Origin of the sequence: Pseudomonas alkylphenolica, assembly GCF_000746525.1 — a bacterium.
Taxonomy (GTDB): Bacteria; Pseudomonadota; Gammaproteobacteria; order Pseudomonadales; family Pseudomonadaceae; genus Aquipseudomonas; species Aquipseudomonas alkylphenolica.
Genome location: NZ_CP009048.1, coordinates 4,152,839 through 4,177,999 on the forward strand (window position 1 = coordinate 4,152,839; position 25,161 = coordinate 4,177,999).

27 protein-coding genes and 1 pseudogene are annotated in these 25,161 nt (G+C 60.7%); 11 read left to right on the top strand and 17 right to left on the bottom strand.

What is annotated here, in order from left to right:
- Window positions 1-12: 12 nt before the first annotated feature.
- The 10 genes from flgH to PSAKL28_RS19025 form a co-directional block, all read right to left on the bottom strand.
- Complete coding sequence (flgH, locus tag PSAKL28_RS18980) at window positions 13-708, bottom strand: flagellar basal body L-ring protein FlgH (protein ID WP_038613403.1); 696 nt, start codon at window positions 706-708, stop codon at window positions 13-15.
- A 54-nt stretch (window positions 709-762) separates the two neighbouring features.
- A complete protein-coding gene (flgG, locus tag PSAKL28_RS18985; protein WP_038613405.1) occupies window positions 763-1,548 on the bottom strand; it encodes a flagellar basal-body rod protein FlgG in 786 nt (261 codons plus the stop codon).
- 45 nt (window positions 1,549-1,593) lie between these two features.
- The gene (locus tag PSAKL28_RS18990; protein ID WP_038613407.1) at window positions 1,594-2,334 is read right to left on the bottom strand and encodes a flagellar basal body rod protein FlgF; all 741 of its coding nucleotides are present in this window, start codon (window positions 2,332-2,334) and stop codon (window positions 1,594-1,596) included.
- A 190-nt stretch (window positions 2,335-2,524) separates the two neighbouring features.
- On the bottom strand, window positions 2,525-2,713 hold the full coding sequence (locus PSAKL28_RS18995) for a hypothetical protein (RefSeq protein WP_096335684.1): 189 nt from the start codon (window positions 2,711-2,713) through the stop codon (window positions 2,525-2,527).
- Window positions 2,714-2,785: 72 nt separating this feature from the next.
- Window positions 2,786-4,111, bottom strand: a complete 1,326-nt coding sequence (gene flgE / locus PSAKL28_RS19000) for a flagellar hook protein FlgE (protein WP_038613409.1) — start codon at window positions 4,109-4,111, stop codon at window positions 2,786-2,788.
- A gap of 30 nt (window positions 4,112-4,141) precedes the next feature.
- Window positions 4,142-4,870 carry a flagellar hook assembly protein FlgD gene (gene flgD / locus PSAKL28_RS19005; RefSeq protein WP_038613411.1) on the bottom strand — a complete coding sequence of 243 codons (729 nt, stop codon included), beginning with the start codon at window positions 4,868-4,870 and terminating at the stop codon, window positions 4,142-4,144.
- 15 nt (window positions 4,871-4,885) lie between these two features.
- On the bottom strand, window positions 4,886-5,329 hold the full coding sequence (gene flgC, locus PSAKL28_RS19010) for a flagellar basal body rod protein FlgC (RefSeq protein WP_028945514.1): 444 nt from the start codon (window positions 5,327-5,329) through the stop codon (window positions 4,886-4,888).
- Between the two features lie 3 nt (window positions 5,330-5,332).
- Window positions 5,333-5,740 carry a flagellar basal body rod protein FlgB gene (gene flgB, locus PSAKL28_RS19015; protein WP_038613413.1) on the bottom strand — a complete coding sequence of 136 codons (408 nt, stop codon included), beginning with the start codon at window positions 5,738-5,740 and terminating at the stop codon, window positions 5,333-5,335.
- A 274-nt stretch (window positions 5,741-6,014) separates the two neighbouring features.
- On the bottom strand, window positions 6,015-6,842 hold the full coding sequence (gene cheR / locus PSAKL28_RS19020) for a protein-glutamate O-methyltransferase CheR (protein WP_038613415.1): 828 nt from the start codon (window positions 6,840-6,842) through the stop codon (window positions 6,015-6,017).
- A gap of 51 nt (window positions 6,843-6,893) precedes the next feature.
- Window positions 6,894-7,823 carry a chemotaxis protein CheV gene (locus tag PSAKL28_RS19025; protein WP_038613417.1) on the bottom strand — a complete coding sequence of 310 codons (930 nt, stop codon included), beginning with the start codon at window positions 7,821-7,823 and terminating at the stop codon, window positions 6,894-6,896.
- Between the two features lie 71 nt (window positions 7,824-7,894).
- Here PSAKL28_RS19025 and flgA point away from each other — a divergent pair, with 71 nt between their 5' ends.
- The 4 genes from flgA to PSAKL28_RS19045 all read left to right on the top strand — a co-directional run bounded on the left by flgA (window position 7,895) and on the right by PSAKL28_RS19045 (window position 10,467).
- On the top strand, window positions 7,895-8,647 hold the full coding sequence (gene flgA, locus PSAKL28_RS19030) for a flagellar basal body P-ring formation chaperone FlgA (RefSeq protein WP_038613419.1): 753 nt from the start codon (window positions 7,895-7,897) through the stop codon (window positions 8,645-8,647).
- A 168-nt stretch (window positions 8,648-8,815) separates the two neighbouring features.
- Complete coding sequence (gene flgM / locus PSAKL28_RS19035) at window positions 8,816-9,130, top strand: flagellar biosynthesis anti-sigma factor FlgM (RefSeq protein ID WP_038613421.1); 315 nt, start codon at window positions 8,816-8,818, stop codon at window positions 9,128-9,130.
- Between the two features lie 45 nt (window positions 9,131-9,175).
- Window positions 9,176-9,643: a flagella synthesis protein FlgN gene (locus PSAKL28_RS19040; RefSeq protein ID WP_038613423.1), complete on the top strand. Its 468-nt coding sequence runs from the start codon at window positions 9,176-9,178 to the stop codon at window positions 9,641-9,643.
- A gap of 80 nt (window positions 9,644-9,723) precedes the next feature.
- Window positions 9,724-10,467 (top strand): flagellar brake protein, encoded by a 744-nt coding sequence (locus PSAKL28_RS19045; protein WP_038613425.1) that lies wholly within the window; start codon window positions 9,724-9,726, stop codon window positions 10,465-10,467.
- A gap of 81 nt (window positions 10,468-10,548) precedes the next feature.
- On the opposite strand, the gene PSAKL28_RS19050 is transcribed toward PSAKL28_RS19045, so the two are convergent.
- The 3 genes from PSAKL28_RS19050 to bkdR form a co-directional block, all read right to left on the bottom strand.
- On the bottom strand, window positions 10,549-11,880 hold the full coding sequence (locus PSAKL28_RS19050) for an MFS transporter (protein ID WP_038613427.1): 1,332 nt from the start codon (window positions 11,878-11,880) through the stop codon (window positions 10,549-10,551).
- Between the two features lie 93 nt (window positions 11,881-11,973).
- Complete coding sequence (locus tag PSAKL28_RS19055; RefSeq protein ID WP_167335149.1) at window positions 11,974-13,215, bottom strand: glutamine synthetase family protein; 1,242 nt, start codon at window positions 13,213-13,215, stop codon at window positions 11,974-11,976.
- A gap of 295 nt (window positions 13,216-13,510) precedes the next feature.
- A complete protein-coding gene (gene bkdR, locus PSAKL28_RS19060) occupies window positions 13,511-13,996 on the bottom strand; it encodes a Bkd operon transcriptional regulator BkdR (RefSeq protein WP_038613431.1) in 486 nt (161 codons plus the stop codon).
- Between the two features lie 202 nt (window positions 13,997-14,198).
- Here bkdR and PSAKL28_RS19065 point away from each other — a divergent pair, with 202 nt between their 5' ends.
- The 4 genes from PSAKL28_RS19065 to lpdA are packed head-to-tail and all read left to right on the top strand — an operon-like array spanning window position 14,199 to window position 19,163.
- Entirely contained in the window at window positions 14,199-15,431 is a 1,233-nt protein-coding gene (locus PSAKL28_RS19065) for a 3-methyl-2-oxobutanoate dehydrogenase (2-methylpropanoyl-transferring) subunit alpha (RefSeq protein WP_038613433.1), read from the top strand.
- A 1-nt stretch (window position 15,432) separates the two neighbouring features.
- A complete protein-coding gene (locus PSAKL28_RS19070) occupies window positions 15,433-16,491 on the top strand; it encodes an alpha-ketoacid dehydrogenase subunit beta (protein WP_038613435.1) in 1,059 nt (352 codons plus the stop codon).
- Window positions 16,492-17,775: a dihydrolipoamide acetyltransferase family protein gene (locus PSAKL28_RS19075; protein WP_038613437.1), complete on the top strand. Its 1,284-nt coding sequence runs from the start codon at window positions 16,492-16,494 to the stop codon at window positions 17,773-17,775.
- 2 nt (window positions 17,776-17,777) lie between these two features.
- Window positions 17,778-19,163, top strand: coding sequence for a dihydrolipoyl dehydrogenase (gene lpdA, locus PSAKL28_RS19080; RefSeq protein WP_038613439.1), 1,386 nt, complete (start codon window positions 17,778-17,780; stop codon window positions 19,161-19,163).
- 88 nt (window positions 19,164-19,251) lie between these two features.
- Here lpdA and PSAKL28_RS19085 read toward each other — a convergent pair whose 3' ends face one another.
- Window positions 19,252-20,151, bottom strand: coding sequence for a LysR substrate-binding domain-containing protein (locus tag PSAKL28_RS19085; RefSeq protein WP_038613440.1), 900 nt, complete (start codon window positions 20,149-20,151; stop codon window positions 19,252-19,254).
- A 132-nt stretch (window positions 20,152-20,283) separates the two neighbouring features.
- On the opposite strand from PSAKL28_RS19085, the gene PSAKL28_RS19090 reads away from it, so the two are divergent.
- On the top strand, window positions 20,284-20,919 hold the full coding sequence (locus PSAKL28_RS19090; RefSeq protein WP_038613441.1) for a glutathione S-transferase family protein: 636 nt from the start codon (window positions 20,284-20,286) through the stop codon (window positions 20,917-20,919).
- 24 nt (window positions 20,920-20,943) lie between these two features.
- On the top strand, window positions 20,944-21,990 hold the full coding sequence (locus PSAKL28_RS19095) for an LLM class oxidoreductase (protein ID WP_038613442.1): 1,047 nt from the start codon (window positions 20,944-20,946) through the stop codon (window positions 21,988-21,990).
- A gap of 48 nt (window positions 21,991-22,038) precedes the next feature.
- Here PSAKL28_RS19095 and PSAKL28_RS19100 read toward each other — a convergent pair.
- Window positions 22,039-23,051, bottom strand: a pseudogene (locus PSAKL28_RS19100) (diguanylate cyclase domain-containing protein).
- A gap of 238 nt (window positions 23,052-23,289) precedes the next feature.
- Between PSAKL28_RS19100 and PSAKL28_RS19105 the strand changes: the two are divergent.
- Window positions 23,290-23,871: a hypothetical protein gene (locus PSAKL28_RS19105; RefSeq protein ID WP_051939477.1), complete on the top strand. Its 582-nt coding sequence runs from the start codon at window positions 23,290-23,292 to the stop codon at window positions 23,869-23,871.
- 86 nt (window positions 23,872-23,957) lie between these two features.
- Here PSAKL28_RS19105 and arsH read toward each other — a convergent pair whose 3' ends face one another.
- Both arsH and PSAKL28_RS19115 read right to left on the bottom strand, forming a co-directional pair.
- The gene (arsH, locus tag PSAKL28_RS19110) at window positions 23,958-24,659 is read right to left on the bottom strand and encodes an arsenical resistance protein ArsH (RefSeq protein WP_038613443.1); all 702 of its coding nucleotides are present in this window, start codon (window positions 24,657-24,659) and stop codon (window positions 23,958-23,960) included.
- A 12-nt stretch (window positions 24,660-24,671) separates the two neighbouring features.
- Window positions 24,672-25,142 carry an arsenate reductase ArsC gene (locus PSAKL28_RS19115; protein WP_038613444.1) on the bottom strand — a complete coding sequence of 157 codons (471 nt, stop codon included), beginning with the start codon at window positions 25,140-25,142 and terminating at the stop codon, window positions 24,672-24,674.
- Window positions 25,143-25,161 lie beyond the last annotated feature (19 nt).

Genomic DNA, 25,161 nt, shown 5'->3' on the forward strand with positions numbered 1-25,161 from the left:
GGTCATCCGAACCTAGAAAGGCCAAAGCGGGCTGAGGAAGAAACGGTCGAGCCAGCCCGGCTGGCTGGCGTCGGCAAACGAACCGGTTCCCGAGTAGGTGATGCGCGCATCGGCAACCCGGGTCGAAGGCACGGTGTTGTCGGTGGCAATGTCGTCGGCGCGGATCATGCCGGCGATGCGCACCAGCTCGTCGCCGGTGTTGAGGGTCAGCCACTTCTCGCCACGCACGGCAATGATGCCGTTGGGCAGCACATCGGCAACGGTCACAGTGATCGAGCCGGTCAGGCTGTTGCCCTGCCCTGCTTTACTGTCGCCTTTGGTTGCACGATCACCGCTGTACCCGGCGCTCAGGCTCAGATCGCCATCGCTGAACGGGTTGTTGGTGGTCATCGAAGAGCCGAACAACGAAGTCAGGCCGATATCGGCCTTGCTGTTCTTGGCGATCTGCGAGTTGGCGTTCTTGCTCGCCTGGGTCCGCTCGTTGAGGGTGATGGTGATGATGTCACCGACCCGGAACGCCTTGCGGTCGCTGTACAGGTTCTGATCGAAACCGGCCTGGTAGATCGAGCCGTTGTTGGCCGCTGCCGGCAGTGGCGTACGCGGCAATACCGGCGCGTAGTACGGATCATTGGGCTTGGGCGGCGGCGCAACGCAGCCGGCCAGCACGCTGATCCCACTCAGGGCAAGTACGCAAAACAAACGACTCATGACTCTGACCTCACGGTGTAACAGGCGCCGTTAAAGCGACCTCGAAGACTTCACTTACAGGTTCTGGGTAACGAACGAGAGCATCTGGTCGGCGGTGGAAATGACCTTGGAGTTCATCTCGTAGGCACGCTGGGTGGTGATCATGTTGACCAGTTCTTCCACGGTGCTGACGTTGGAGTTTTCCAGGGTCTGCTGCTGGACCACACCGAAACCGTTCAGGCCTGGAGTGCCAACTTGCGGCGCGCCGCTGGCGGCGGTTTCCAGGAACAGGTTGCCACCGGTTGCCTGTAGGCCGGCCGGGTTGATGAAGTCGGCGGTCTGGATGTTGCCGATCACCTGCGCCGCCGGGTTGCCTGCGGTGGTGATCGAAACGGTGCCGTCACGGCCGACGGTGAAGGTCTGCGCCTCAGGCGGCACGACAATCGCCGGCTCTAGGGCGAAACCGCTGGCGGTGACGATCTGGCCGTCGGAGTTCAGGTGGAAGGTACCGTCACGGGTGTAGGAGACGGTGCCATCGGGCTGCAGGATCTGGAAGAAACCGCGACCATCAACCGCCATGTCCAGCGGGTTCTCGGTGGTCTGCAGGCTACCGGCGGTGAAGCTCTTCTGGGTGCCGACAATGCGCACACCGGTACCCAGCTGCAGGCCCGAAGGCAGCTCGCTGTCCTGGGTCGACTGGGCGCCGGCCTGGCGACGGGTCTGGTACAGCAGGTCCTGGAACTCGGCACGATCGCGCTTGAAGCCGGTGGTCGAGACGTTGGCCAGGTTGTTGGAAATGGTGGTCAGGTTCATGTCCTGGGCGGACAGACCGGTTTTACTGACCCAAAGAGCCGGAAGCATGCTGTTCTCCTCGCGCGCCTGTTTTACGGCGCTACGTCTGTGTAATTAGCCGATTTGCAAAACCCGAGCCATGGCTTCGTCGCCTTCCTTGGCCGTGGTCATCATCTTGATGTGCAGTTCGAATTGACGCGACAACGCCAGCACCGAGGTCATTTCCTCGACGGCGTTGACGTTGCTGCTTTCAAGGAAACCCGACACCAGCTTGACGTTGGCATCGGCCACTGCTGGCTGGCCATTGCTGGTATGGATCAAACCGTCCAGGCCTTTGGTCATGGTCTTGAGGTCAGGGTTGACCATCTTGATCCGGTCGACTTCAGCCATTACCCGCGGCCCCTCACCCATGGCGCGGATGGTGATGGTGCCGTCTTCACCGACTTCGACCTTCTGCTCTGGCGGCACGGCAATCGGCCCGCCGTTACCCATGATCGGCATGCCGTTGCCAGCACGCAGCACGCCCAGGGCATCGATGTTCATGCTCGCGGTACGCACATAGGCTTCGCTGCCATCCGGCGCCTGCACGGCGATAAAGCCGTCACCACCAACAGCCACGTCCAGGTCACGCCCGGTTTCCAGCATCGAGCCTGGCGAGAAATCCGTCGCCGGGCGCTCGGTCATGGCATAGGCGCGCGCCGGAAAGCTGTCACCAAACACCGGCATCGAGCGCGCCTGTTCCAGGTCACGCTGAAAGCCGGTAGTGGAAATGTTCGCCAGGTTGTTGGCATGCGCCTTCTGCGCCAGCGCGTTCTGGCTGGCACCGGTCATGGCCACGTACAGCATCTTGTCCACAGTATTTCTCCCCTGCGCTGGCGAACACTTGCCGCTCGCCGCTGCTTTGCAGTGCTTGAAGCAAGTTTCAAACCAACTTTGCAGAAGTGGCCAAAAGCCCCGCCAGACAAGGACTTGATCGCCGTACAGGCATGCGGCTGGGAGAAGCGCCGTCGAAATTACGGCGCCAGCTTGCCGCTAGCGGCAAGCCTCAGTAGTCGCGGCACGCCGCGTTGTTGAAGGGACCGGCGAAGCGCTTCCAGCCATCGCCCGGAGAAAACTGGGCACAGACCAGGCGCCCATCCGCCTGGCTTTCCCAACGGTACCAAGGTGCGGCATCAGCCCTGACCTGAGTCATCAGCAACACCGCGAACACCGCTAACGCCAATCGTTGCAACATGATCGATACCTCTGAAACGACAGACCCCTTCCGAGAAAGGGGTCCGTCCACACCTAGCGCTTCACAGCAGCATCAGGTCATCTGAATGATGGTCTGCATGATGGTGCTCTGGGTAGAGATGGTCTTGGCGTTCGCCTGGTAGTTGCTCTGCGCCTTGATCAGCTCGACCAGCTCAGTGGTCAGGTTGACGTTGGAGGCCTCCAGCGAGTTGGAGGCGATAGCGCCCAGAGTACCGGTCTTCGGCGCATCGATCCCCGGGATCCCCGAGGAGTAAGTCTCGGTCCAGCGCGTACCGCCCATAGGCTGCAGGCCCTGCTCGTTGGCGAAGGAAGCGATGGCAACCTGACCGATAGCGCGCGACTGCTGGTTGCTGAAGCTGGCGAACATCACACCACTGGAGTCGATGCTCAGGCTCGACAGAATACCGGTAGCGTAACCGTCCTGGCTCTGCGACAGACGCGTGGTCGGGGTGTTGTAGGAGGTGGTATCGGTCATGTCGATGGCGATACCGCCGGCACTGGCCTCGGAACCGTTGGAACCCCACACCGGCGGCTTGGCAGTCGGATCGGTAACGGTGGCAGGAATCCAGCCGGTCAGCTTGAACACCTTGTTCACCACTTCGTAGCCAGAACCTGCAGCACCCGCGGTCATGGTATCGACACTACCGTCAGGATTGAAGGTGATGGTGCCTTCCAGTGGCTGCGGCGGCTCCTGGGTAGGATCGAGCGGGTTACGACCATCAATCAGGGTGTAGGACTTCCACTCATTGGTGTCGGTCTTGACGTAGTACTGATCCATGACGTGCTCGTTACCCTGGCTGTCATAGATCTTGGTGGCGAAGGTCTTGTTCCAGGTGGTGTCGTCGGTTGGATCGAACGTGGTGGTGCTCGGGATGACCTTGTCCGACGAGTTCAGGTTGATGCCCTGATCGATCGAGGTAGTGGACTTTGGCGCCAGTGCCGAGGTGTCGATCTTCAGGTCGGTCAGCACGCCGTTGATGATCTTGCCGTTCTCGTCCACACCGTAGCCACGCAGGCGCAGACCATCAGCGGTGGTCACGTAGTTGTCTTTGTTGGTCTGGAAGGCACCGGCACGGGTGTAGCTGAGCGAGCCGTTGTCGCTCAGGACGAAAAAGCCCTGACCCTGGATACCCATGTCCAGCACGTTGCCGGTGTTGGTGATATCGCCATTGGTGAACTGCTGCGAGACCGAGGCCAGACGCACGCCGTTACCGACGCTCTGGCTGCCGACGCCGAGCTTGTTGGCCGAGTAGACGTCGGCGAATTCTGCACGCGAGGATTTGAAGCCGGTGGTAGCAACGTTGGCAATGTTGTTGCCGGTCACGTCCAGTTGTTTGTTGGCTGCATAGAGACCGCTAAGGCCGATATTGAATGACATCTTTCACTCCTTGTGCCGCGTTAGCCGGCTCTATATACCGATGGTTTGGACTTTGGACAGCGCAATGCTGCCCAGGCCGGCAAGATTGAGCATCATCTCGCCGCCGGTCTGACTGATGGTGACGCTGCTGACCGTGGCCGGCAGCATGGTGTACATGTCATGCTGCTTGCCATCGATGGTGGTCTTGGCGGCAAAGGTGTAGGTGCCAGGATCGACCTTCTCCCCCGCGTCATTGGTGCCATCCCAGACGAAGGCGGCATTGCCGGCCTTCTGCTCGCCCAGATCGATGGTCTTGACCACCTTGCCATCCTTGTCGGTGATGGTGACGGTGGCATTGCTCAGCGACTGCGGCACTACCACCGAGCCATTGAAGCTCTTGGTGGTGTCGACCACGGCCTTGTCGGTCTGGGCGATCACCGAGCGACCGACCAGCGACGACGCCTGCAGCGCCTGGGACGATTTGTAGCTGCCAGAGATCGCAGTCACCGACTCATTGAGGGTAGTGATGCCTTCCAGGCTACTGAACTGCGCCAGCTGGGCGACGAACTCGCTGTTGTCCTGAGGGTCGAGCGGGTTCTGGTTACGCATCTGGGTAACCAGCAACTGCAGGAACGCATCCTTGCCCAGGGTCTGGTTGCCGGTCTTGCTGTTGGTTGCCGAAGCAACGCCACTGGAGTTGGTCTCGGAGGTCTTCTTGACCGACGCCTTGAGCACGTCGTTCAGGTTTACACCGGCGGTGGTGTCGTTAACGCTTGCCATTGGCTTCGTCCTTTATCACTGACCCAGGGTCAGGACCTTCTGCATCATGGTCTTGGCCGTGTTCATCAGCTCGGCGTTGGTCTGGAACGAGCGGCTGGCAGAGATCATGTCCGCCATCTCCTCGACCACGTTGACGTTCGGGTAGTAGACATAACCGTCTTTGTTCGCCGCCGGATGGTTCGGCTCGTAGCGCGCCTCAAGGTTGCTTTGATCCTCCACCACACCGAGCACCTGAACACCTTGACCGGCCTCGCCCTGATCCTGGAACAGCGACTGGCTGACACCGCCCTGGGCTTGCTGGAAGGTGGTGGCAAACACCGGGTGACGGGCGCGATAGGTCTGATCGATGCTCGACGACACCGTCTCGGCGTTGGCAATGTTCGAAGCGACGGTGTTCAGACGCGTGGTCTGCGCACTCATGCCGCTACCGGCAATGTTGAAAACACTGGCGAGGGACATGACTTACTCTCCGCGCAGGGCCGATACCAGCCCTTTGAATTTACTGTTGAGCAGCGTGAAGCTGGCCTGAAAACCTACGGCGTTTTCCGCGTAGCTCGACTGCTCGAGCTGGGCATCGACGGTGTTCTGGTCGATCGACGGCTGCATCGGCGTGCGGTACTGCAGGGTTTCATCACCCACGCTCAGGCCTTCAGCCTCGATGTGCCGGGTATTGGTACGATCCAGCGCAAAATGACCCTTGCTGGTCTTCTCGGCCTGGGCCGCCAGGACTGAGGCGAAGTCCATGTCACGCGCTTTGTAGCTCGGCGTGTCGGCGTTGGCGATGTTGTTGGCCAGCACCTCGGCGCGCTGGGCGCGAAAGCCCAATGCCTTTTCGTGGATGCCGAGCGCTTTGTCGAAGCTGATGCTCATGTCAGGGAAACCTTCGAAGGTTTTTCGTTGACTGAGCTAGAGCAAGAGCCATGCCAAAAAACAAAACCCCGTAAATACGGGGCTTTGAGTGATTTGCCGCTGGCGGCAATGCCAGAAAAGCGGCAAAGGATTTCCGCTCGGCGCCAGCAAAGCGGCAATTTCTCCCGGTAGGAGCGGGCTTGCCCCGCGATTCTGACCTATCAGATAAATCGCTATCGCGGGGCAAGCCCGCTCCCACCGGAGAGGCTGCTTTCACAGCCCCACAGGGGGGTTGTTACTTGGCCTGGTAGATGATCCCCGGGCTGCACTGAACCATCTGGTAATGATCCGGCAAGCCATTGAGCGCTTCGGACGCCCCGAGGAACAGATAACCACCCGGCTTCAGCGTGCTGTGGATACGCAACAGGATGTCTTTCTTGACCTGGGCCGAGAAGTAGATCAGCACGTTGCGGCAGAACACGATGTCGAACTTGCCCAGGCTTGCGTAACTGTCGAGCAAGTTGAACGAGCGAAATTCCACGCGACTGCGAATCGGCGCCTTGATCGCCCAGCGCCCGGGCGCCTTGACATCGAAGTAGCGCTGCAGGCGTTCCTGGGACAATCCACGGGCAATCGCCAGGCTGTCGTACTCACCGGTCTTGCAGTTATTGAGCATGGCGCCGGACAGGTCAGTGGCAACAATCTGCGCACCCATCTTCAGTTGGCCGATGTTGCTGCGCTCGAACTCATCGATTGCCATCGAGATCGAGTACGGCTCCTGCCCCGAGGAACAGGCGGCCGACCAGATACGCAGGCGCTGCCCGGGATTGGCCTTGATCTGCTCAGGCAATACCTTGTTCTTCAGCACTTCGAAGGGATAGGTGTCACGAAACCACAGGGTTTCGTTGGTGGTCATGGCATCCACCACCTGCTCGCGCAAACCGCTGCGCGGCTGGCTCTGGATACGCTGTACCAGTTCGGTCAGGGACTTGATGCCCTGCTGCTCCATCAGCTTGTTGAGACGGCTGGAGACCAGGTACTGCTTATTTTCGCCCAGCAGGATGCCACAGGCTTTTTCCAGGAAGACCCGGAACTGTTCGAAATCCAAATTACCCGTAGACAAAGATGCCGCCTCTTAAATCGTGTGAACCGCCAGGGGCACAGCCCCCGGCCGTTAGTGCGTGGCCTTGATGCGATCGACGACGCGTTGGGCGAGGTCGTCCGGCTTGAACTTGGCCAGGAAATCATCGGCCCCGACCTTCTTGACCATCGCCTGGTTGAACACTCCGGAAAGCGAAGTATGCAGGATGATGTGTAATTTTTGCATGCGCGGGTCGCTGCGGATCTCGGCCGTCAGGGTGTAACCGTCCATCTCCGGCATCTCGATATCGGAGATCATCATCAGGAATTCTTCTTCCGGACGCTTGCCCTCATCCACCAGCTTGCGCAGATACTCGAGCGCCTGGCGGCCATCATTGAGCGCCACCACTTCGACCCCGACCGTCTGCAGGCAACGACTGACCTGCTTGCGCGCCACCGACGAATCGTCGACCGTCAGTACCCGCAGCAGCACTGCCTTGTCCTGCACCTCGGCATCGACCACACCGGCAGAAATCGACTCGGACGTCGGCGCAACTTCGGCGAGGATCTTCTCCACATCGATGATCTCGACCATCTTGTTGTCGACCCGGGTCACCGCCGTCAGGTAGTGATCACGCCCGGTACCCTTGGGTGGCGGATGGATCTCTTCCCAGTTCATGTTGACGATGCGCTCCACCGAGTGCACCAGAAAGCCCTGAGTCTTGGTGTTGTACTCGGTGATGATCACAAAACTCTTGCTGACATCTTCACTCAGACCGGGCATACCGGTCGCCATCGCCAGATCGAGGATCGGGATGGTTGCCCCACGAATATTCGCGACACCGCGCACTACCGGGTTGGACTTGGGCATCACGGTCAGGGGTGGACATTGCAGCACCTCCCGCACCTTGAACACGTTGATCCCGTAGAGCTGCTCGCCATTGAGACGAAACAACAACAGCTCCAGGCGATTCTGCCCCACCAGTTGCGTGCGCTGGTTCACTGAATCCATTACACCAGCCATGCAAGACTCCTTCACCAAACGCTTCGAACTTCGTACCCAGTCTCGGCACGCGCTTTGCTTTTTTTAATCGTATGAACACGAAAACGACATTTTTCCGACGCCTGACCGGCCACCTGACCAGCCTTCTTGCTGCGCTGTGCCTGCTGATTCCGGGCACCCGACTTCTGGCTGACGCTTTCACCTTGCCTGAACAGCTTATCGGCGTCACCCAGGGGTTTCTTGAATTCACTGTTGAAGACTACCTGGCCAGCAGCCAGACCCAAGGCCGCTACGAAATCCAGGTCAACACCCTCGACCCGCGCCTGCGCATGCCGCAGTGCGACCGGCAACTGGACGCCAATCTGGAAAGCCCGGCACAGCCGCTGGGCCGCGTAACCGTAAGGGTGCGCTGTAACGGCAGCTCACCTTGGACGGTGTTCGTGCCCGCCCAGGTACGTCTGTTTCGCAATGTTGTCACTGTGGTGCGCCCGCTCAAACGCGAAAGCATTGTCGGCGAGCAGGACGTCAGCCTGCGCGAGCGCGATGTCGGCACGCTGAACCAGGGGTTTCTGAGCGATCTGGAACAGGCGATCGGGCTCAAGGTTATCCGACCGACGGTCATGGATCAGGTGCTGACCCCTCAACACCTGGAACAGGCCGAAGTGGTCCGCAAGGGTGATCAGGTGGTCATCACCGCCCGCAGCGGCACGCTCAGTGTACGCATGCCAGGCGAAGCCCTGAGCAAAGGCGGTCTGAGCGAACAGATCCGGGTGCGCAATCTCAATTCCAAACGGGTGGTCAAGGCCAGGGTAACCGGGCCCGGCCAGGTCGAAGTATCCATGTAAACGGGAGAACCACGAAGAACTCTGGCGATAAGGAACCGCTTTTCCTAAACTGTGTCCCATTGGGTGCCCGGAACCTGCTGCGCAGTCTGCACTGCAATTGCGCCTAAAGTTTCTTTCGGGTTGGCCGAAAACAAGGCAAGCGTCCCTATACCCAGAGGTTTTCTGATCATGGTCATCGACTTCAGTCGTTTGAATAACTCTCCGTCGGTTGCCGGCGTGCGTACCGGCAACAGCCAGGAAAGCACTGCCAGCAACACCGCAGCCAAGGCCGATTCCGTCGCCCAGGGCAGCGCCAGCGGGGAAGCCGTACACCTCAGCCACGAGGCCCAGCAGTTGCAAAAGGTCAGCGACAAGCTGCGCGACCAGCCGATTGTCAACAGCGCCCGGGTGGCGGAGTTGAAGCAGGCGATCGCCGACGGCAGCTACCAGGTCGACAGCAACCGCGTCGCCAGCAAACTGCTTAATTTCGAAGCTCAGCGCTAGCCCCTGGCGCGCTGACTTCAGGACGCTTGAACCAAAGAGCCAGCCATGCACGACACTACCTTGCTGCAATTGATCGAAGATGATTTTGCTCCAGCGCAACAATTGCTTGAATTGCTGCAGACCGAGTCGATCGCCCTGCACGGCCGTGACATGCCGCTGCTGGAAGACATTCTGGCGCGCAAGCAATCGCTGGTAATCCTTCTTGATCAGCAAGGTCGGCGGCGCAGTGAACTGCTTGCCAGCCTTGGTCTGAGCCAGGACCGCGAAGGTGTCGCACAACTGGCCAGCCAGTCATCGCTGGGCGAGTTGCTGCTGCAACAACTGGATGTACTGGGCAAACTGCTTGCCGACTGCCAGGCCGTCAACGAGCGCAATGGCCGCTCGATCCAGCTCCAGCAAAGCACCACAGCCAATCAGATCAGAATCCTCATGGGCGGCGAATCACCGTCGCTGTATGACGCTCGGGGGTCGACCTCGCCCCTTGCCAAGCCGCGAGCGCTTAGCCAGGCTTGATTCCCTGTATCAAGGCACGGAACATACTGGCAAAATGCCGTTACTTGCGTGTGTCGTTTTTGCCTGGAGATTGATTACCCGTGTTCAATGAAGCAGAAGCTCCGCAGCCACCAAAGGTGCTCACCACTCCTTTGGAAATCGCCGCCAACTTGCGGTCGCTGCAAGAGAGCCATGACCCGCTGATCATCACCTTCCACGAACGCAGCCAGCGCTTCCAGAGCTATGTGGTCGAGGTCGACCGCGAAAGCAATCGCCTGGCGCTTGATGAAATGGTCCCGCGTGACGGTGAGCGCTACCTGGAGAACGGCGAGCCGTTCCGGGTAGAGGGCTTTCATGATGGTGTGCGTATCGCTTGGGAGTGCAATACCCCGCTGAGCATCAGCGAAGTTGACGGCCATCGCTGCTACCGCGGTGCACTGCCGACTGCAGTGGCTTACCACCAGCGCCGCAATGCCTTCCGTGCCGCACTGAAGCTGTCGCAACTGGTCGACGTCAAGCTCGATGGCGACAAGCTCAAGGGCAATGGTGAATTGCGCGGCAAGTTGCTGGACATCTCGGCCACGGGCTGCAAGCTGCGCTTTGAAGGCAATGTCGAGGAGCGCCTGCAACTGGGCCAGGTCTACGAAAAATTTGCCTCCGGCGCACCGCTGGGCTTGTCCCAGGTCGAGGTGGAACTGCGTCATCTGCATTTCGAAGAGCGCGTCAACACCACCTTCGCGGGTGTGCGCTTTCACAACCTGAACGGGCAGATGCAGCGCAAGATCGAAACCTTTGTCTATCAGCTGCAGCGTGAAGCGCGACGGTTCGATAAAGACGATTACTGAGTTTCGCAGCATCGCGGGGCAAGCCCGCTCCCACAGAATATTCAAACTCCCTGTGGGAGCGGGCTTGCCCCGCGATGACATTCACACCGACGCCGGCTTCTCAGCCACCTCACCAGCATCACCCCCTTCTTCCCCCTCTGTATCCTCAGCCGCCACCGGCGCCTGCATCTGATCCTGCACGCTCTGCTCATCAACCCGCGGATCGAGTGCGGCTGACAAGGGCGAACCCGCCGCCGGCATGGCCACGTGATTGAGCGGCGCATCGTCGACCTGGTGCAGACCGGTGACCGCCTTCGGCCGAATCCGCCAGACCAGCACCAGGGCAAAGAACACAAAGAAGGCATACAGCATCTGCGTGCCGAAAACCTTCATCAGCACCCCCGCCACCAGCGGCCCGATACTGGCGCCGACACCGTAGGTCACCAACAGCATGGCAGTCAGCGAAACTCGCCGCTCGCTTTCCACATGGTCGTTGGAAAAAGCCACCGCCAGGGGATACAGACAGAACTGCAGCAACGACACGGCAAAGCCGGCAGCGAACAAGACAACCAGCGGCACCGTCGGCATGATCGCCAGGGGCAACGCGGCAATCGCCAGGCCCACGGCTACGCTACGGATCAAGACCGCGCGATCATAGCGATCCGACAGCCAGCCCAACGGCCACTGCACCAGCAGGCCGGCAAAGATGCAGCAGCCCATGAACAGACCGATGTACTCGGTGCTCAGCCCTTGCTTGGCCGCATACAACGGTGCCAGGCCATAGAAGGAGCCGACGATCAGCCCCGATCCCAGCACCGTGCTCAAAGACTGTGGCACCCGCTTGATAAAGAAGCGCGGCTCCATCGGCGCCGGATGCAACGGTGCCGGGTGAATGCGCCGGGTCATTGCCACCGGCACCAGGCACAAGGCAAAACACATGGCCACCAGCATCAACAGTTCCGGCCCCAGCTGCGGATGCGCGACCAGTATCAACTGCCCCAGCACCAGGCCCAGGTAGGAGGCAATCATATAGCCGCTGAACACCGCTCCACGCTGTTTGGCATCGGCCTGCTCGTTGAGCCAGCTTTCGATGACCATGTACTGGCACATCATCCCCAGACCGACGATCACCCGCAGCACCACCCAGGCCGGCAACCAACTGACCAGGCCATGCCCGAGCACCGCCGCACCGACGATCCCGGCACAGGTGGCATAGGCCCGGATATGGCCAACCCGGGCAATCAGGCGGTGACCGATCTTGCCGCCCAGGGCCAGACCGAAATAGTTGGCCGCCATGAGCGCACCGACCCAGAGGCTGTCGACATGATCGGCAGCCAGGCGCAAGGCCAGGTAAGTACTCAACAAGCCGGAACCAATCAACATCATCAGCGCAGCAAAATACAGCGCGCGAAAAGACTTCCAGATCTGTCGCATCAGCGTCCCGAACGGCCCCTTGAGCAGGTGGAAAAACTGCTTGAAAGCATAAGTGAAAATAACCGTGCTGCAGGTCTGGGGACTAAAAAAACACTAGGCCTGAGCCGCCAGCACGCGACGCTCCCACGGGGTGATTTCATCGAAGAAACTGGTCAGCTCCAGGGTCTTGGTGGCGAGGTAGCCTTCGATGAACTCGGTACCGAACAACTCCCGCGCAAGCGCACTGTGCTTCAGACGCTCAAGCGCCGCATGCAAGGTACATGGCAGGCTCAAATGCTCCGGCACCTCGAACTCACCCTGGATCGCCGGCGCAGGTTCCAACTGCTGCTCGATACCATACAGACCGGCGGCAAGGCTGGCGGCGATAGCCAGATAGGGGTTAGTGTCCGCACCGGGCAAACGGTTCTCGACCCGCCGCGCCACCGGCGAACTGGCCGGAATACGCAGGCCGGCAGCGCGATTGTCTTCTGACCAGCAGGCATTGTTGGGCGAGGCGTAAGGGTGGCACAGGCGCTGATAGGAATTGACGTTCGGCGCAAATAGCGCAGTGAAATCCGCCATGCAGGCCTGCAAGCCACCGATGAAATGACGGAAGGTCGCGGTCGGCTTGCCGTCGGCGTCGCTGAACACATTGCGGCCGCCGTTGATCTCTACCAGGCTCTGGTGAATATGCATGGAACTGCCCGGCGTGTGCGCCAGGGGTTTGGCCATGCACACCACGGTCAGGCCATGCTTGAGCGCAACCTCTTTGAGCAAATGCTTGAACAGCAGGGTCTGGTCGGCCAACAACAAAGGATCGCCGTGCAGCAGGTTGATCTCGAACTGGCTGACACCCATTTCATGCATGAAGGTGTCGCGCGGCAAGCCCAAGGCTTCCATGCAGCGATAGACCTCGCTGAAGAACGGGCGCAGGCCATTGTTGGAGCTGACGCTGAACGCCGAATGCCCCTCTTCGCGACGACCATCCTTGCCCAGTGGCGGCAGGAACGGCTGGTGCGGGTCGGTGTTGGGCGCGAAGACAAAAAACTCAAGCTCGGTCGCCACCACCGGTGCCAGGCCGCGGGCTGCGTAACGCGCAATCACCGCCTTGAGCAAACCACGCGTGGAAAGGCCTGAGCTTGCACCGCTCAGTTCGACCGCATCACAAATCGCCAGGGCACGCGGCTCGTCGCTCCAGGGCAGACGGTGGATCTGCTGAGCATCGGCTACCAGGGCCAGGTCGCCATCGTCGCTACCGTAGAAGCGCGCTGGCGGATAGCCACCCATGATGCATTGCAGCAGCACCCCACGGGCCATCTGCAAACGCCGGCCTTCGAGAAATCCCGCGGCAGTCATTACTTTGCCGCGCGGCACGCCATTGAGGTCCGGCGTAACGCACTCGATCTCATCAATGCCGCTCAATCGCTCCGCGAGCGCACACTGGCCACTGGTCGTCATGACACTATCCTTATTGTTTTCGCATGCCGTGAAAGGCGATAGCTACAACATAGGCACCAGGCGTTCGGAATTTCAAGCACCCAGACTGGGCATGATCGAAATTTTCTACAGGCCTCATCGCGGGGCAAGCCCGCTCCCACAGGTTGTTCACTGTCCCGGTGGGAGCGGGCTTGCCCCGCGATGCTTCTACCGGTCAGCCCGGCAAGGTCATGCCATTGGCCGGCAACGGCAGGGCCGTCTTGTAGCGCACCTGCTTCAAGGCAAAGCTGGAGCGGATGTTGGCCACGCCGGGCAAACGCGTGAGGTAATCAAGAAAACGTTCCAGCGCCTGGATGCTCGGCAGCAACACCCGCAACAGGTAATCCGGGTCCCCGGTCATCAGGTAGCACTCCATGACCTCCGGGCGCTCGGCGATTTCTTCTTCAAAGCGGTGCAGGGATTGCTCCACCTGCTTTTCGAGGCTGACATGAATGAACACATTGACGTCCAGCCCCAGTACTTCCGGGGCCAGCAAGGTCACCTGCTGGCGTATCACGCCCAGCTCCTCCATGGCTTTAACCCGGTTGAAGCAGGGCGTCGGCGACAGGTTGACCGAGCGCGCCAGCTCGGCGTTGGTGATCCGGGCGTTTTCCTGAAGGCTGTTGAGAATACCGATGTCGGTGCGATCCAGTTTGCGCATGAGAAAATTTCACCTGTTTTTTGTCTTTATAAAGAATGTTTATCCGCAAGCCCGAACAAAGGCAATGAACTTGAGAGAAATATTCTTCAGGCGCCCGAATATCATGTAGGACAAGACTGACTCCCTGGTCACAAGCCGGGGTTTCAGCAGCGACCGCTTCAAAGCTCAACAAAAACACAAGACAGAGCGAGCGTAAAAAAGCATGAACGAGTACGCCCCCCTGCGTCTGCATGTGCCCGAGCCTACCGGCCGGCCAGGCTGCCAGACTGATTTTTCCTACCTGCGTCTGAACGATGCCGGCAAGGTCCGTAAACCTCCCGTCGATGTAGAAGCCGCCGATACCGCGGATATCGCCTATAGCCTGATCCGCGTACTGGACGATAAAGGCAATGCCCTGGGCCCATGGGCCGAGGACATCGGTCCCGATGTCCTGCGCCAAGGCATGCGCACCATGCTCAAAACCCGGTTGTTCGACAGCCGCATGGTGGTCGCCCAGCGCCAGAAGAAAATGTCCTTCTATATGCAGAGCCTGGGCGAGGAAGCCATCGGCAGCGGCCAGGCCATGGCCCTGAACCGCACGGACATGTGCTTCCCCACCTACCGCCAGCAAAGCATTCTCATGGCCCGCGACGTGTCGCTGGTGGAGATGATCTGCCAGCTGCTGTCCAACGAGCGTGACCCGCTCAAGGGCCGCCAGTTGCCGATCATGTACTCGGTACGTGAAGCCGGCTTCTTCACCATCAGCGGCAACCTCGCGACCCAGTTCGTCCAGGCTGTCGGCTGGGCCATGGCCTCGGCGATCAAAGGCGATACCAAGATCGCCTCGGCCTGGATCGGTGACGGCGCCACCGCCGAATCCGACTTCCACACCGCCCTGACCTTCGCCCACGTATACCGCGCGCCGGTGATCCTCAACGTGGTCAACAACCAGTGGGCGATTTCCACCTTCCAGGCGATCGCCGGGGGTGAATCGACCACCTTCGCCGGTCGTGGCGTCGGTTGCGGCATCGCTTCACTTCGGGTCGACGGCAACGACTTCATCGCCGTCTACGCCGCCTCGCGCTGGGCCGCCGAACGCGCCCGCCGTGGTCTGGGCCCGAGCCTGATCGAATGGGTCACCTACCGTGCCGGCCCGCACTCGACTTCGGACGATCCGTCCAAGTACCGCCCCGCCGACGACTGGAGCCACTTCCCGCTTGGCGACCCGATCGCCCGCCTCAAGCAGCACCTGATCGCCATCGGCCACTGGTCCGAGGAAGAGCACCAGGCGGTTACCGCCGAGCTTGAGGCCGAGATCATCAAGGCACAGAAAGAAGCCGAGCAGTACGGCACCCTGGCCGGCGGCCAGATGCCAAGCCCAGCGTCCATGTTCGAGGATGTCTACAAGGAGATGCCGGAGCACCTGCGCCGGCAGCGCCAGGAACTGGGGATCTGACATGAACGATCACACCACCACTATTCAGTTGGAAACCGCCATGGCGACTACCACCATGACCATGATCCAGGCCCTGCGCTCGGCCATGGACATCATGCTTGAGCGCGATGACAACGTGGTCGTCTATGGCCAGGACGTTGGCTACTTCGGCGGCGTGTTCCGCTGCACCGAAGGCCTGCAGACCAAGTACGGCAAATCACGGGTCTTCGATGCGCCGATCTCCGAAAGCGGCATCGTCGGTACCGCCGTCGGCATGGGCGCGTACGGCCTGCGTCCGGTGGTCGAGATTCAGTTCGCCGACTACTTCTACCCGGCCTCCGACCAGATCGTCTCCGAGATGGCCCGACTGCGTTACCGCTCGGCGGGCGAATTCGTCGCCCCGCTGACCTTGCGCATGCCCTGCGGCGGCGGCATCTACGGCGGCCAGACCCACAGCCAGAGCCCCGAGGCGATGTTCACCCAGGTCTGCGGCCTGCGCACGGTGATGCCGTCCAACCCGTATGACGCCAAAGGCCTGCTGATTGCCTCGATCGAAAACGACGACCCGGTGATCTTCCTCGAGCCCAAACGCCTGTACAACGGCCCGTTCGACGGCCACCACGACCGTCCGGTAACGCCGTGGTCGAAACACCCGGCCAGCGCTGTACCCGACGGCTATTACACCGTGCCGCTGGACAAGGCTGCCATCACCCGTCCCGGCAATGACGTCACCGTGCTCACCTACGGCACCACGGTTTACGTGTCGCAAGTGGCCGCCGAGGAAACCGGTGTCGATGCCGAAGTCATCGACCTGCGCAGCCTGTGGCCGCTGGACCTGGAAACCATCGTCGCCTCGGTGAAAAAGACCGGCCGCTGCGTGGTCGTCCACGAAGCCACCCGCACCTGCGGATTCGGCGCCGAGCTGATCGCGCTGGTTCAGGAGCACTGCTTCCATCACCTCGAAGCCCCGATCGAGCGCGTCACCGGTTGGGACACCCCCTACCCGCACGCGCAGGAATGGGCGTATTTCCCCGGCCCTTCACGTGTGGGCGCGGCATTGAAACGGGTCATGGAGGTCTGAATGGGCACGCACGTCATCAAGATGCCGGATATCGGTGAAGGCATCGCACAAGTTGAACTGGTGGAATGGTTCGTCAAAGTCGGCGACACCGTCACCGAAGACCAGGTCGTGGCCGATGTCATGACCGACAAAGCCACCGTGGAAATCCCCTCGCCGGTCAGTGGCAAAGTGCTGGCGCTGGGCGGGCAACCCGGTGAAGTCATGGCGGTGGGCAGCGAGCTGATCCGCATCGAAGTCGAAGGTGCGGGCAACCTCCAGGAAAGCGCCAGCAAACCAGCTGAACCCGCACCTCCAGTGCCTGCTGCAGCACCGGCTGTGGGAGCGGGCTTGCCCCGCGAAGAGGCCAACAAACCCACTTCACCAGCCCCTTCCACACACCAGCCCGCCCCGATCGTTCCGCGCGAAGCCAACGAGCGCCCTCTGGCCTCACCGGCTGTGCGCAAGCGCGCTCTGGATGCCGGTATCGAACTGCGTTACGTACACGGCAGCGGCCCGGCCGGGCGCATCCTGCATGAAGACCTGGATGCCTTCCTCACCCAGCCGACCCTGAGCACACAAAGCGCACCGGGCGGTTACGCCAAGCGCAGCGACAGCGAGCAGATCCCGGTCATCGGCCTGCGCCGCAAAATCGCCCAGCGCATGCAGGACGCCAAGCGCCGCGTCGCGCACTTCAGCTACGTCGAAGAGATTGACGTCACCGCCCTGGAAGAACTGCGCCTGCACCTGAACAAGAAGTGGGGCGACAGCCGCGGCAAGCTGACCCTGTTACCGTTCCTGGTGCGCGCCATGGTCGTGGCCTTGCGTGAGTTCCCGCAGATCAACGCCACCTACGACGATGAAGCCCAGGTCATCACCCGTCACGGCGCGGTGCATGTCGGCATCGCCACCCAGGGCGACAACGGCCTGATGGTTCCGGTGCTGCGCCATGCCGAAGCCGGCAGCCTGTGGAGCAACGCTGGCGAAATCGTACGCCTGGCCAATGCCGCGCGCGGCAATAAGGCCAGCCGTGAAGAACTGTCGGGCTCGACCATCACCCTGACCAGCCTCGGCGCCTTGGGCGGCATCGTCTCCACGCCGGTGGTCAACACCCCGGAAGTGGCCATCGTCGGCGTCAACCGCATGGTCGAACGGCCGATGGTGATCAACGGCCAGATCGTCATTCGCAAGATGATGAACCTGTCCAGCTCGTTCGATCACCGGGTGGTCGACGGGATGGACGCGGCACTCTTCATCCAGGCCATCCGCGGCCTGCTCGAACAACCTGCCAGCCTGTTTGTGGAGTGACCATGCAACAGACCCTCAACACCACCCTGCTGATCATCGGTGGCGGCCCTGGCGGTTATGTCGCGGCGATTCGCGCCGGCCAGCTGGGCATTCCCACCGTCCTGGTCGAAGGCCAGGCCCTGGGCGGCACCTGCCTGAACATCGGCTGCATTCCCTCCAAGGCGCTGATCCATGTCGCCGAGCAGTTCCACCAGACCCGACAGCACAGCCAGCAGTCGAACCTGGGCATCAAGGTCTCGGCACCGAGTCTGGACATCGGCCAGAGCGTGGCCTGGAAAGACGCTATCGTTGACCGGTTGACCAGCGGTGTCGCCGCCCTGCTGAAAAAGCACGGGGTCAAGGTGATCCATGGCTGGGCGAAGATCCTCGACGGCAAGAGCGTCGAAGTCGACGGCCAACGCATCCAGTGCGAGCACTTGCTGCTGGCCACCGGTTCCAGCAGCGTCGAATTGCCGATGCTGCCGCTCGGCGGCGCGGTCATCTCTTCCACCGAAGCCCTGGCGCCGAAAGCCCTGCCCAAGCACCTGACAGTGGTCGGCGGTGGCTACATTGGCCTGGAACTGGGTATTGCCTACCGCAAACTCGGCGTCGAGGTCAGCGTGGTCGAAGCCCGCGAGCGGATTTTGCCGACCTATGACAGTGAGCTGACCGCGCCGGTAGCCGAGTCGATCAAAAAGCTCGGCATCAAGCTTTACCTCAAGCACAGCGTCGAAGGCTTTGATGCCGGCAGCCAGCGCCTGCAGGTGCGTAACCCGGACGGCGAATTGCTGCAACTGGACACCGATCAGGTCCTGGTCGCCGTGGGTCGCAAACCGCGCACCCAAGGCTTCAACCTGGAAAGCCTGGCGCTGAAGATGAACGGCGCGGCGATCGCTATCGACGAACGTTGCCAGACCAGCATGCGCAATGTCTGGGCCATCGGCGACCTCAGCGGTGAACCGATGCTCGCCCACCGGGCCATGGCCCAGGGCGAGATGGTCGCGGAAATCATCGCCGGCAAAACCCGTCGATTCGAACCCACTGCCATTGCCGCAGTGTGCTTCACCGACCCGGAACTGGTGGTGGTCGGCAAGACCCCGGAGCATGTCGAACAGGAAGGCCTGGACTGCATCGTTGCGCAGTTCCCGTTCGCCGCCAACGGCCGGGCCATGACCCTGGAATCAAAAAGCGGTTTCGTGCGCGTGGTCGCGCGTCGCGACAATCACCTGATCCTCGGTTGGCAAGCCGTCGGCGTCGGCGTCTCGGAATTGTCGACGGCGTTCGCCCAGTCCCTGGAAATGGGCGCCTGCCTGGAAGATGTGGCCGGCACCATTCATGCCCACCCGACCCTCGGCGAGGCAGTCCAGGAAGCGGCCTTGCGGGCACTCGGTCACGCCCTGCACCTGTAACACACTGAAGCGGCTGCGGCCGATTTGACCCGCTGTGCGCAAGTGCAGCGGGTCTTTTTTTGCCCCGGGCCGACACCCCTGGCAGGACTCAAAGTACCGGCAAGCTGTTGGCGGCTTCGGCCTTGATCCAATCAATGAACGCCTGCACCTCGGGACGCTGCACCGTCTCGGGACGACTGACCAGGTAGTAGGCAAATCGCGAGGGCCAGGGCTTATCCAGGGCCACGACCAGCTTTCCAGCGTCGATATCCTCCTGCGCATGCGTATCCTGGACCAGGGCAATGCCCTGCCCAGCTGCTGCGGCACGTAGCAGCAGCAGGTCATCTTCGAAGCTCATCCCGCGCCGTCCCTCGTCACCCACCTGAACACCATGGGCCTGCAACCAGAGCATCCAGTCGGCGCGATCGCAATCTTGCAACAAGGGGTACTTGAGACAATCGGCCGGCTCATCAATCAGCGGTCCCTGGGCCAGTAACGCCGGGCGGGCTACCGGTAACAACACCGGCGCCATCAGCCGGATCGACTCCAGCCCCGGATAGGCGCCCAGACCATGGCGCAGGGCCACGTCGACTCGATCGCGCTTGAAGTCCACCAGCGCCGCCGAGGCCTCGACCCGTACCTCGATCTGTGGATGCAAGGCACTGAAACGACCGATCCTTGGCACCAACCAGGCCGCAGCAAATGAAGGGACCGTGCTGATGGTGAGGCTTTTTTCCAGGGTCAGGCTTTCCAGCGTTGAATAGGATTTTTCGATCAGGTCAAAACCGCGCAGCAAACTGGCGTGCACCCGCGCACCGGCTTCAGTGAGATACACCCCATGATGCCCACGCACAAACAGCGCAACGCCCACCCGCTCCTCCAGCAAACGTATCTGTTGGCTAACCGCGCCAGGCGTGACCCCCAGCCGTTCGGCCGCCGCCTTCAAACTGCCCAGGCGTCCGGTCTCGGTAAAGGCACGCAGCGCCAGCAACGGTAAAACTGCTCCCACAGGCCCCACCTCAGTTTAGAAAATCTAAATCCGCTAGAGAGAAATCATCGTTTTTCAAGGCTAGCGCACCCCACTAGGATAGTTGCCATGACCTCAACTACAAAGCAGCTTTAGCCACGCAGGACGCGAAAGATGAATGGCCCTGAATTGATCCTCTACACCGATAGCTCTCCTAACGGATTCAAGATCACCATCGCCCTTGAGGAACTGGGCCTGCCTTACACCCTCAGGCATGTCCGTATCGAGCACGGCGAGCACCGTCGTGCCCAGTTCCTCAAGCTCAATCCCCATGGACGCATTCCCGTCCTGGTCGACGAAGACACAGGCATCACGCTGTTCGAGTCTGCCGCCATCCTGCTGTACCTGGCGGAAAAAACCGGCCGCCTGCTGCCAGGCAATCCGCTCATGCGTTGGTCGGCCATCAAGTGGTTGATGTTTCACACATCGAGCATGGGACCGATCCTGGGTCAACGGGTGCACTACGAACTATTCGAAAGCACACCAAACACAGCTGTTATCGAACGCTTTCGACGCCTCACCGAAGACACCTTCGCCACGCTGGACAGCCACCTGAAAGACAACCACTGGCTGGCCGGCCCGGAGTACAGCATCGCCGACATTGCCACCTTCGGCTGGATGCACATCGCCCGCATCATCGATTTCGATTTCAACGCTTTCAGCCACCTGAGCACCTGGTTTGACCGTGTCAGCCAGCGCCCCGCGGTGCAACGCGGCATCAGCCTGCCGCAACCGGCGACCGGCCCCTGACACCTACCGCAAAAGAGAATCGGCATGAACGAGACTGTGATACGCACCGACCACGCAATCACCCGAGGCGCCAGCGCACCCGCCTTTGCCAGGCACCCTGGCTACAACCGGATGTTCGCGCCTGATCAACTGACGCTGGGCATCTTTCTGCCTCTGCGCTTCTATCAAGGTGATATGAGCATCCTGGCCGGACAGGCCGAGCTTGTCAGCGAGATCGACCGACTCGGGTTCGCTGCTGTCTGGGTCAGAGACGTACCGTTGTTCGATCCGTTCTTCGGCGATGCGGGGCAAGTCTTCGACCCCTTCACCTACCTGGCCTATCTGGCCGCCAGGACGCAACGCATCAGCCTGGCCACCGGCAGTGCGATTTTTTCCCTGCGCCATCCGATCGACCTGGCCAAAGCGGCTGCGACCATCGATCAACTGTCTGGCGCACGCCTGGTCATGGGCATCGCCTCCGGTGACCGTCCTGTGGAGTTTCCGGCGTATGGCCTGGAACACAGTGAACGTGGGGAACGCTTTGCCGAAGCGGTGAGCTATTTTCGTCGGCTACTGCAAGAGGGAGAGCATTCGATTGCCTCACCGCTCGGCCACCTGAACGGAGCGCAGCTACTGCCCAAGCCCGCCGCTGGCAAAATTCCATTACTGGTCACAGGTTCCTCGCGCCAATCAATGCAGTGGCTGGGAGAACATGCCGATGGCTGGCTGACCTATCCGCAATCAACACAAACCATCATCGGCCCGCGACAACTGGCAGATAAAATCCGCACCTGGCGCAACCACATCCCGGACCAGGGCTTTCGCCCCCATGTGACCAACGAGTGGATCGACCTGGACGAGAACCCGAATTGCCCACGTACCGCACTGCATGGCGGCTATGTGCTCAAAACCGGTCGCAAGGGCCTGATCGAACTGCTCGGTGAGTGGCGCGCTGCCGGGGTGAATCACGCAGCGCTGGGCATCCACCTGGCACGACGCCCTGCGCAAGACATCATTCAAGAGCTTGGCGAAGAGGTCCTGCCATTGTTCCCCGCCCACGACGGGCCGCGGCCGCTGGCACAACACTGGTAATCACAGACCGGAATACCTCACCCTACTGCGTGCACCGCAGTGGGCTTATCACTCGCCCACCCGGTCTTTGCCAGCCGCCTTTGCCCGATACAACGCTTGATCGGCACGCGCCAGCAGTTGCGCCTGATCCTCGCCGTCCAGGCGCTGTACCACGCCGTAGCTCATGGTCAATTGGCACTCGCCGATTCGCGGCGCCTGCTCCAGCGCCTGGCGAATGGTTATCGCCAGCCTGCGCGCATCGTCAAGTGACGCTTCGACCAGTACCACAGCAAACTCATCGCCCCCCAACGCGCCAGCAGCTGCGACTCACGCAGGCAACTCCTGATTCGCCCCACCAGGTCGACCAGGGCACTGTCACCCCGCGCGTGACCATATCGATCATTGATTGGCTTGAAGTCGTCCAGATCCATAACGATCAGCGACAGCGGCTGACGAAAACGCCGGGCGCGCTCGCATTCTTGCTGCAGGACTTTTTCCAGGCGATAACGGTTGGCAATCAGGGTCAGGGCATCACGTTCTGCCAGGTCGCGATTCTCGTCCAGTTGACGCTGCAACTGCTGATTGACCCACGACAGCTCACGCGTACGCTCGGCGACCAGCGCTTCGAGTGAATGATTCTGCTGCTCCAGCTGCTGCAACAAACGCTTGCTGGCGTCGATGTTGCGATGGGCGCCAAGCATCCGCGCCACAGAGCCATCCGGGTTGCGCGCAATGACATGGCCGCTGTCTTCAATCCACAGGTAGCTGCCATCCTGACATTTGCAGCGGTACTGCACTCGATACTGTTCAGCGCGCTGGGTGATATAGGCCTCAAAATGCTCCATCACCCGCGGGTAGTCATCTGGATGGATGACGTTCTCCCAGGTGAGCACCGAGTTATTTAGCGAGTGGCTGGCATAGCCAAGCATCTGGTACCAGCCTGGATTGCGGTAGACGTATCCGGTATTGGCGTTCCAATCCCAGATACCGTCACTGATCAGATCCAGCAGGGTTTGCAGCTGCGCGCGCTCAAACGCTACAGAGGGAACCCCGGATCCTGCCGATTCAGGTGCTTGACTCATGGACTTTCTCCCTTGTCCGGACGTCGTCGTTCCAGCCTTGCCTTATCACGGTCTCACGGATTGATTTGCCGTCGACGGCAAGGAATTTCCCCTTCCAGGCAAACATGCTCCGAGGGTGCGTCGGCCGCTCTACTGCACAACCCCTAATATAGTAGAGCCTAACGGGACGTTGACCAGCTGGCACAGGTTTTGCCCTTGATGGAACCTGTTCCTGCATTCATTCAAGGAGATCGATCTGGTGAACATCGTCAATGGAGTCGGCTGGCAACAGCAGGTAATTAATCCTCTACGCAGCACGCCTGAGGCAACCACCGAGTTGCCGGCCCAGTTTCGCGCCCCGGTTGCCACCAGCGGCGCGGCCGCACAACAGCAAAATCGCGGCAACACTGCACAGCAGAACGCCGACGATGCCCGCGAAGAAGCCTTCGCCAAGCTCAAGGTACAGTTGCAAAACCCGGATATTACCCGACGCGAACAGGCCAGTGCCGCTGCAACTGACACTGCGACTACCGGCGCCGCCCAAGAGTTTCGCGACTACATGGCCCTCTCGCCAGCCGAGAAGATCAAACTCAAACTGCTCAACGACCTGGGCATCACTGAGGAAGAGTTCGACGCCCTGCCCCCAGAGCAGCGGGAGATAATCGGACGGAAAATTGCCGAACTGCTGAACAAAGAAACCGAACTGCAATCGCTGGCCACGCTCAATGCGCATATTCAGGAGCCTGAATTGTCGGCGAATCTGGTGGCGCAGCTGACACCGACGGACTCGACACAGACCAGTACCGCAGACGATCCGCGGGAAAAAGATCCCCTGCTTTGAGCGAAAACCGCAAGGCGATTAGCCAGCCAGTTGTAAGGCCCGCCGGTGAGGCGGGCCAGTCAATGGTAGTGAAGTTAACGTCAGCCTCAGATCGAGCGCTGGTTTACACGGGCCGAGAGTTGCTCGGCGCTCTCCTTGCGCTCCGAGTAGCGATCCACCAGATATTCCTGCCGGTCGCGCAGCAGCAGGGTGAATTTCACTAACTCCTCCATCACATCGACGACCCGGTCGTAGTACGCCGACGCTTTCATCCGGCCTGCTTCGTCGAACTCCATGAACGCCTTCGGCACCGAGGACTGGTTGGGGATGGTGAACATCCGCATCCAGCGACCCAGCACCCGAAGCTGATTAACCACGTTGAACGACTGTGAACCGCCACAGACCTGCATGACTGCCAGCGTCTTGCCCTGGCTGGGGCGGATAGCGCCTAGCGCCAGCGGAATCCAGTCAATCTGCGCCTTGAACACTGCCGACATCGCGCCATGCCGTTCCGGCGAACACCAGACCTGGCCCTCTGACCACAACACCAGGTCACGAAGCTCCTGCACCTTGGGATGCTCCACGGGGGCATCGTCAGGCAGGGGCAGCCCGCAAGGATTGAACAGGCGGGTTTCTGCACCGAAATGCTCCAGGAGTCGTGCAGCCTCCTCCACCAACAGTCGGCTGAATGAGCGCTCACGGGTTGATCCATACAACAACAGAATGCGCGGCTTGTGATCGCTTGGACGACTCGCGCCCGATGCGCCATCAAACAGGGAAAGATCCAGGTTGGGTAGTTGCTCTGACATGTATCCTCCTGCTCAGAGAGCGCCAATTCGATCCAGCTCGCGCTTGAGCTGATCGCGGCCGAGACTGCTAAAGGGAAGGTCGAAGAAGGCTTTGCAGCGTTGCTCAATGCGGCTCAGCGTCGCGCGGAACGCAGCTGCAACCACAGCGTCGTCACCCCTCACATCGGACGGATCTTCCAGGCCCCAATGGGACTTCAGCGCCGGGCCGAAGTACACCGGGCAGGTTTCACCCGCCGCTTTGTCACAGACGGTAATGACGATATCCGGAGGGCTTTCCTCGAAAAAATCGTTGCCTTTGCTGCTCAAACCCTCAATGGAAATGCCGGCCTGCTGCAGCGTGGCCAGACTGAGCGGGAGCACCACTCCCTTGGGAAAGCTGCCAGAACTCACCGCCTCGAATCCTTCAGGCGCCAGGTGATTGAACATGGCTTCTGAAAGAATGCTGCGACAGCTATTGGCCGTGCACATGAACAAGATTCGCATGGAAAATTCACTCAGTAGG

Excerpts from the sequence above, each read along its gene's own strand:
- PSAKL28_RS19090 (WP_038613441.1), top strand. The coding sequence starts at position 20,284 with ATGAATGGCCCTGAATTGATCCTCTACACCGATAGCTCTCCTAACGGA.
- flgA (WP_038613419.1), top strand. The coding sequence starts at position 7,895 with ATGAACACGAAAACGACATTTTTCCGACGCCTGACCGGCCACCTGACC.
- PSAKL28_RS19065 (WP_038613433.1), top strand. The coding sequence starts at position 14,199 with ATGAACGAGTACGCCCCCCTGCGTCTGCATGTGCCCGAGCCTACCGGC.
- PSAKL28_RS19025 (WP_038613417.1), bottom strand. The coding sequence starts at position 7,823 with ATGGCTGGTGTAATGGATTCAGTGAACCAGCGCACGCAACTGGTGGGG.
- PSAKL28_RS19095 (WP_038613442.1), top strand. The coding sequence starts at position 20,944 with ATGAACGAGACTGTGATACGCACCGACCACGCAATCACCCGAGGCGCC.
- PSAKL28_RS19075 (WP_038613437.1), top strand. The coding sequence starts at position 16,492 with ATGGGCACGCACGTCATCAAGATGCCGGATATCGGTGAAGGCATCGCA.
- arsH (WP_038613443.1), bottom strand. The coding sequence starts at position 24,659 with ATGTCAGAGCAACTACCCAACCTGGATCTTTCCCTGTTTGATGGCGCA.
- bkdR (WP_038613431.1), bottom strand. The coding sequence starts at position 13,996 with ATGCGCAAACTGGATCGCACCGACATCGGTATTCTCAACAGCCTTCAG.
- PSAKL28_RS19050 (WP_038613427.1), bottom strand. The coding sequence starts at position 11,880 with ATGCGACAGATCTGGAAGTCTTTTCGCGCGCTGTATTTTGCTGCGCTG.
- flgG (WP_038613405.1), bottom strand. The coding sequence starts at position 1,548 with ATGCTTCCGGCTCTTTGGGTCAGTAAAACCGGTCTGTCCGCCCAGGAC.
- flgM (WP_038613421.1), top strand. The coding sequence starts at position 8,816 with ATGGTCATCGACTTCAGTCGTTTGAATAACTCTCCGTCGGTTGCCGGC.
- PSAKL28_RS19040 (WP_038613423.1), top strand. The coding sequence starts at position 9,176 with ATGCACGACACTACCTTGCTGCAATTGATCGAAGATGATTTTGCTCCA.
- lpdA (WP_038613439.1), top strand. The coding sequence starts at position 17,778 with ATGCAACAGACCCTCAACACCACCCTGCTGATCATCGGTGGCGGCCCT.
- PSAKL28_RS19055 (WP_167335149.1), bottom strand. The coding sequence starts at position 13,215 with ATGACTGCCGCGGGATTTCTCGAAGGCCGGCGTTTGCAGATGGCCCGT.
- PSAKL28_RS19115 (WP_038613444.1), bottom strand. The coding sequence starts at position 25,142 with ATGCGAATCTTGTTCATGTGCACGGCCAATAGCTGTCGCAGCATTCTT.
- flgC (WP_028945514.1), bottom strand. The coding sequence starts at position 5,329 with ATGTCCCTCGCCAGTGTTTTCAACATTGCCGGTAGCGGCATGAGTGCG.
- flgD (WP_038613411.1), bottom strand. The coding sequence starts at position 4,870 with ATGGCAAGCGTTAACGACACCACCGCCGGTGTAAACCTGAACGACGTG.
- PSAKL28_RS18995 (WP_096335684.1), bottom strand. The coding sequence starts at position 2,713 with ATGTTGCAACGATTGGCGTTAGCGGTGTTCGCGGTGTTGCTGATGACT.
- flgB (WP_038613413.1), bottom strand. The coding sequence starts at position 5,740 with ATGAGCATCAGCTTCGACAAAGCGCTCGGCATCCACGAAAAGGCATTG.
- flgE (WP_038613409.1), bottom strand. The coding sequence starts at position 4,111 with ATGTCATTCAATATCGGCCTTAGCGGTCTCTATGCAGCCAACAAACAA.
- PSAKL28_RS19070 (WP_038613435.1), top strand. The coding sequence starts at position 15,433 with ATGAACGATCACACCACCACTATTCAGTTGGAAACCGCCATGGCGACT.
- flgH (WP_038613403.1), bottom strand. The coding sequence starts at position 708 with ATGAGTCGTTTGTTTTGCGTACTTGCCCTGAGTGGGATCAGCGTGCTG.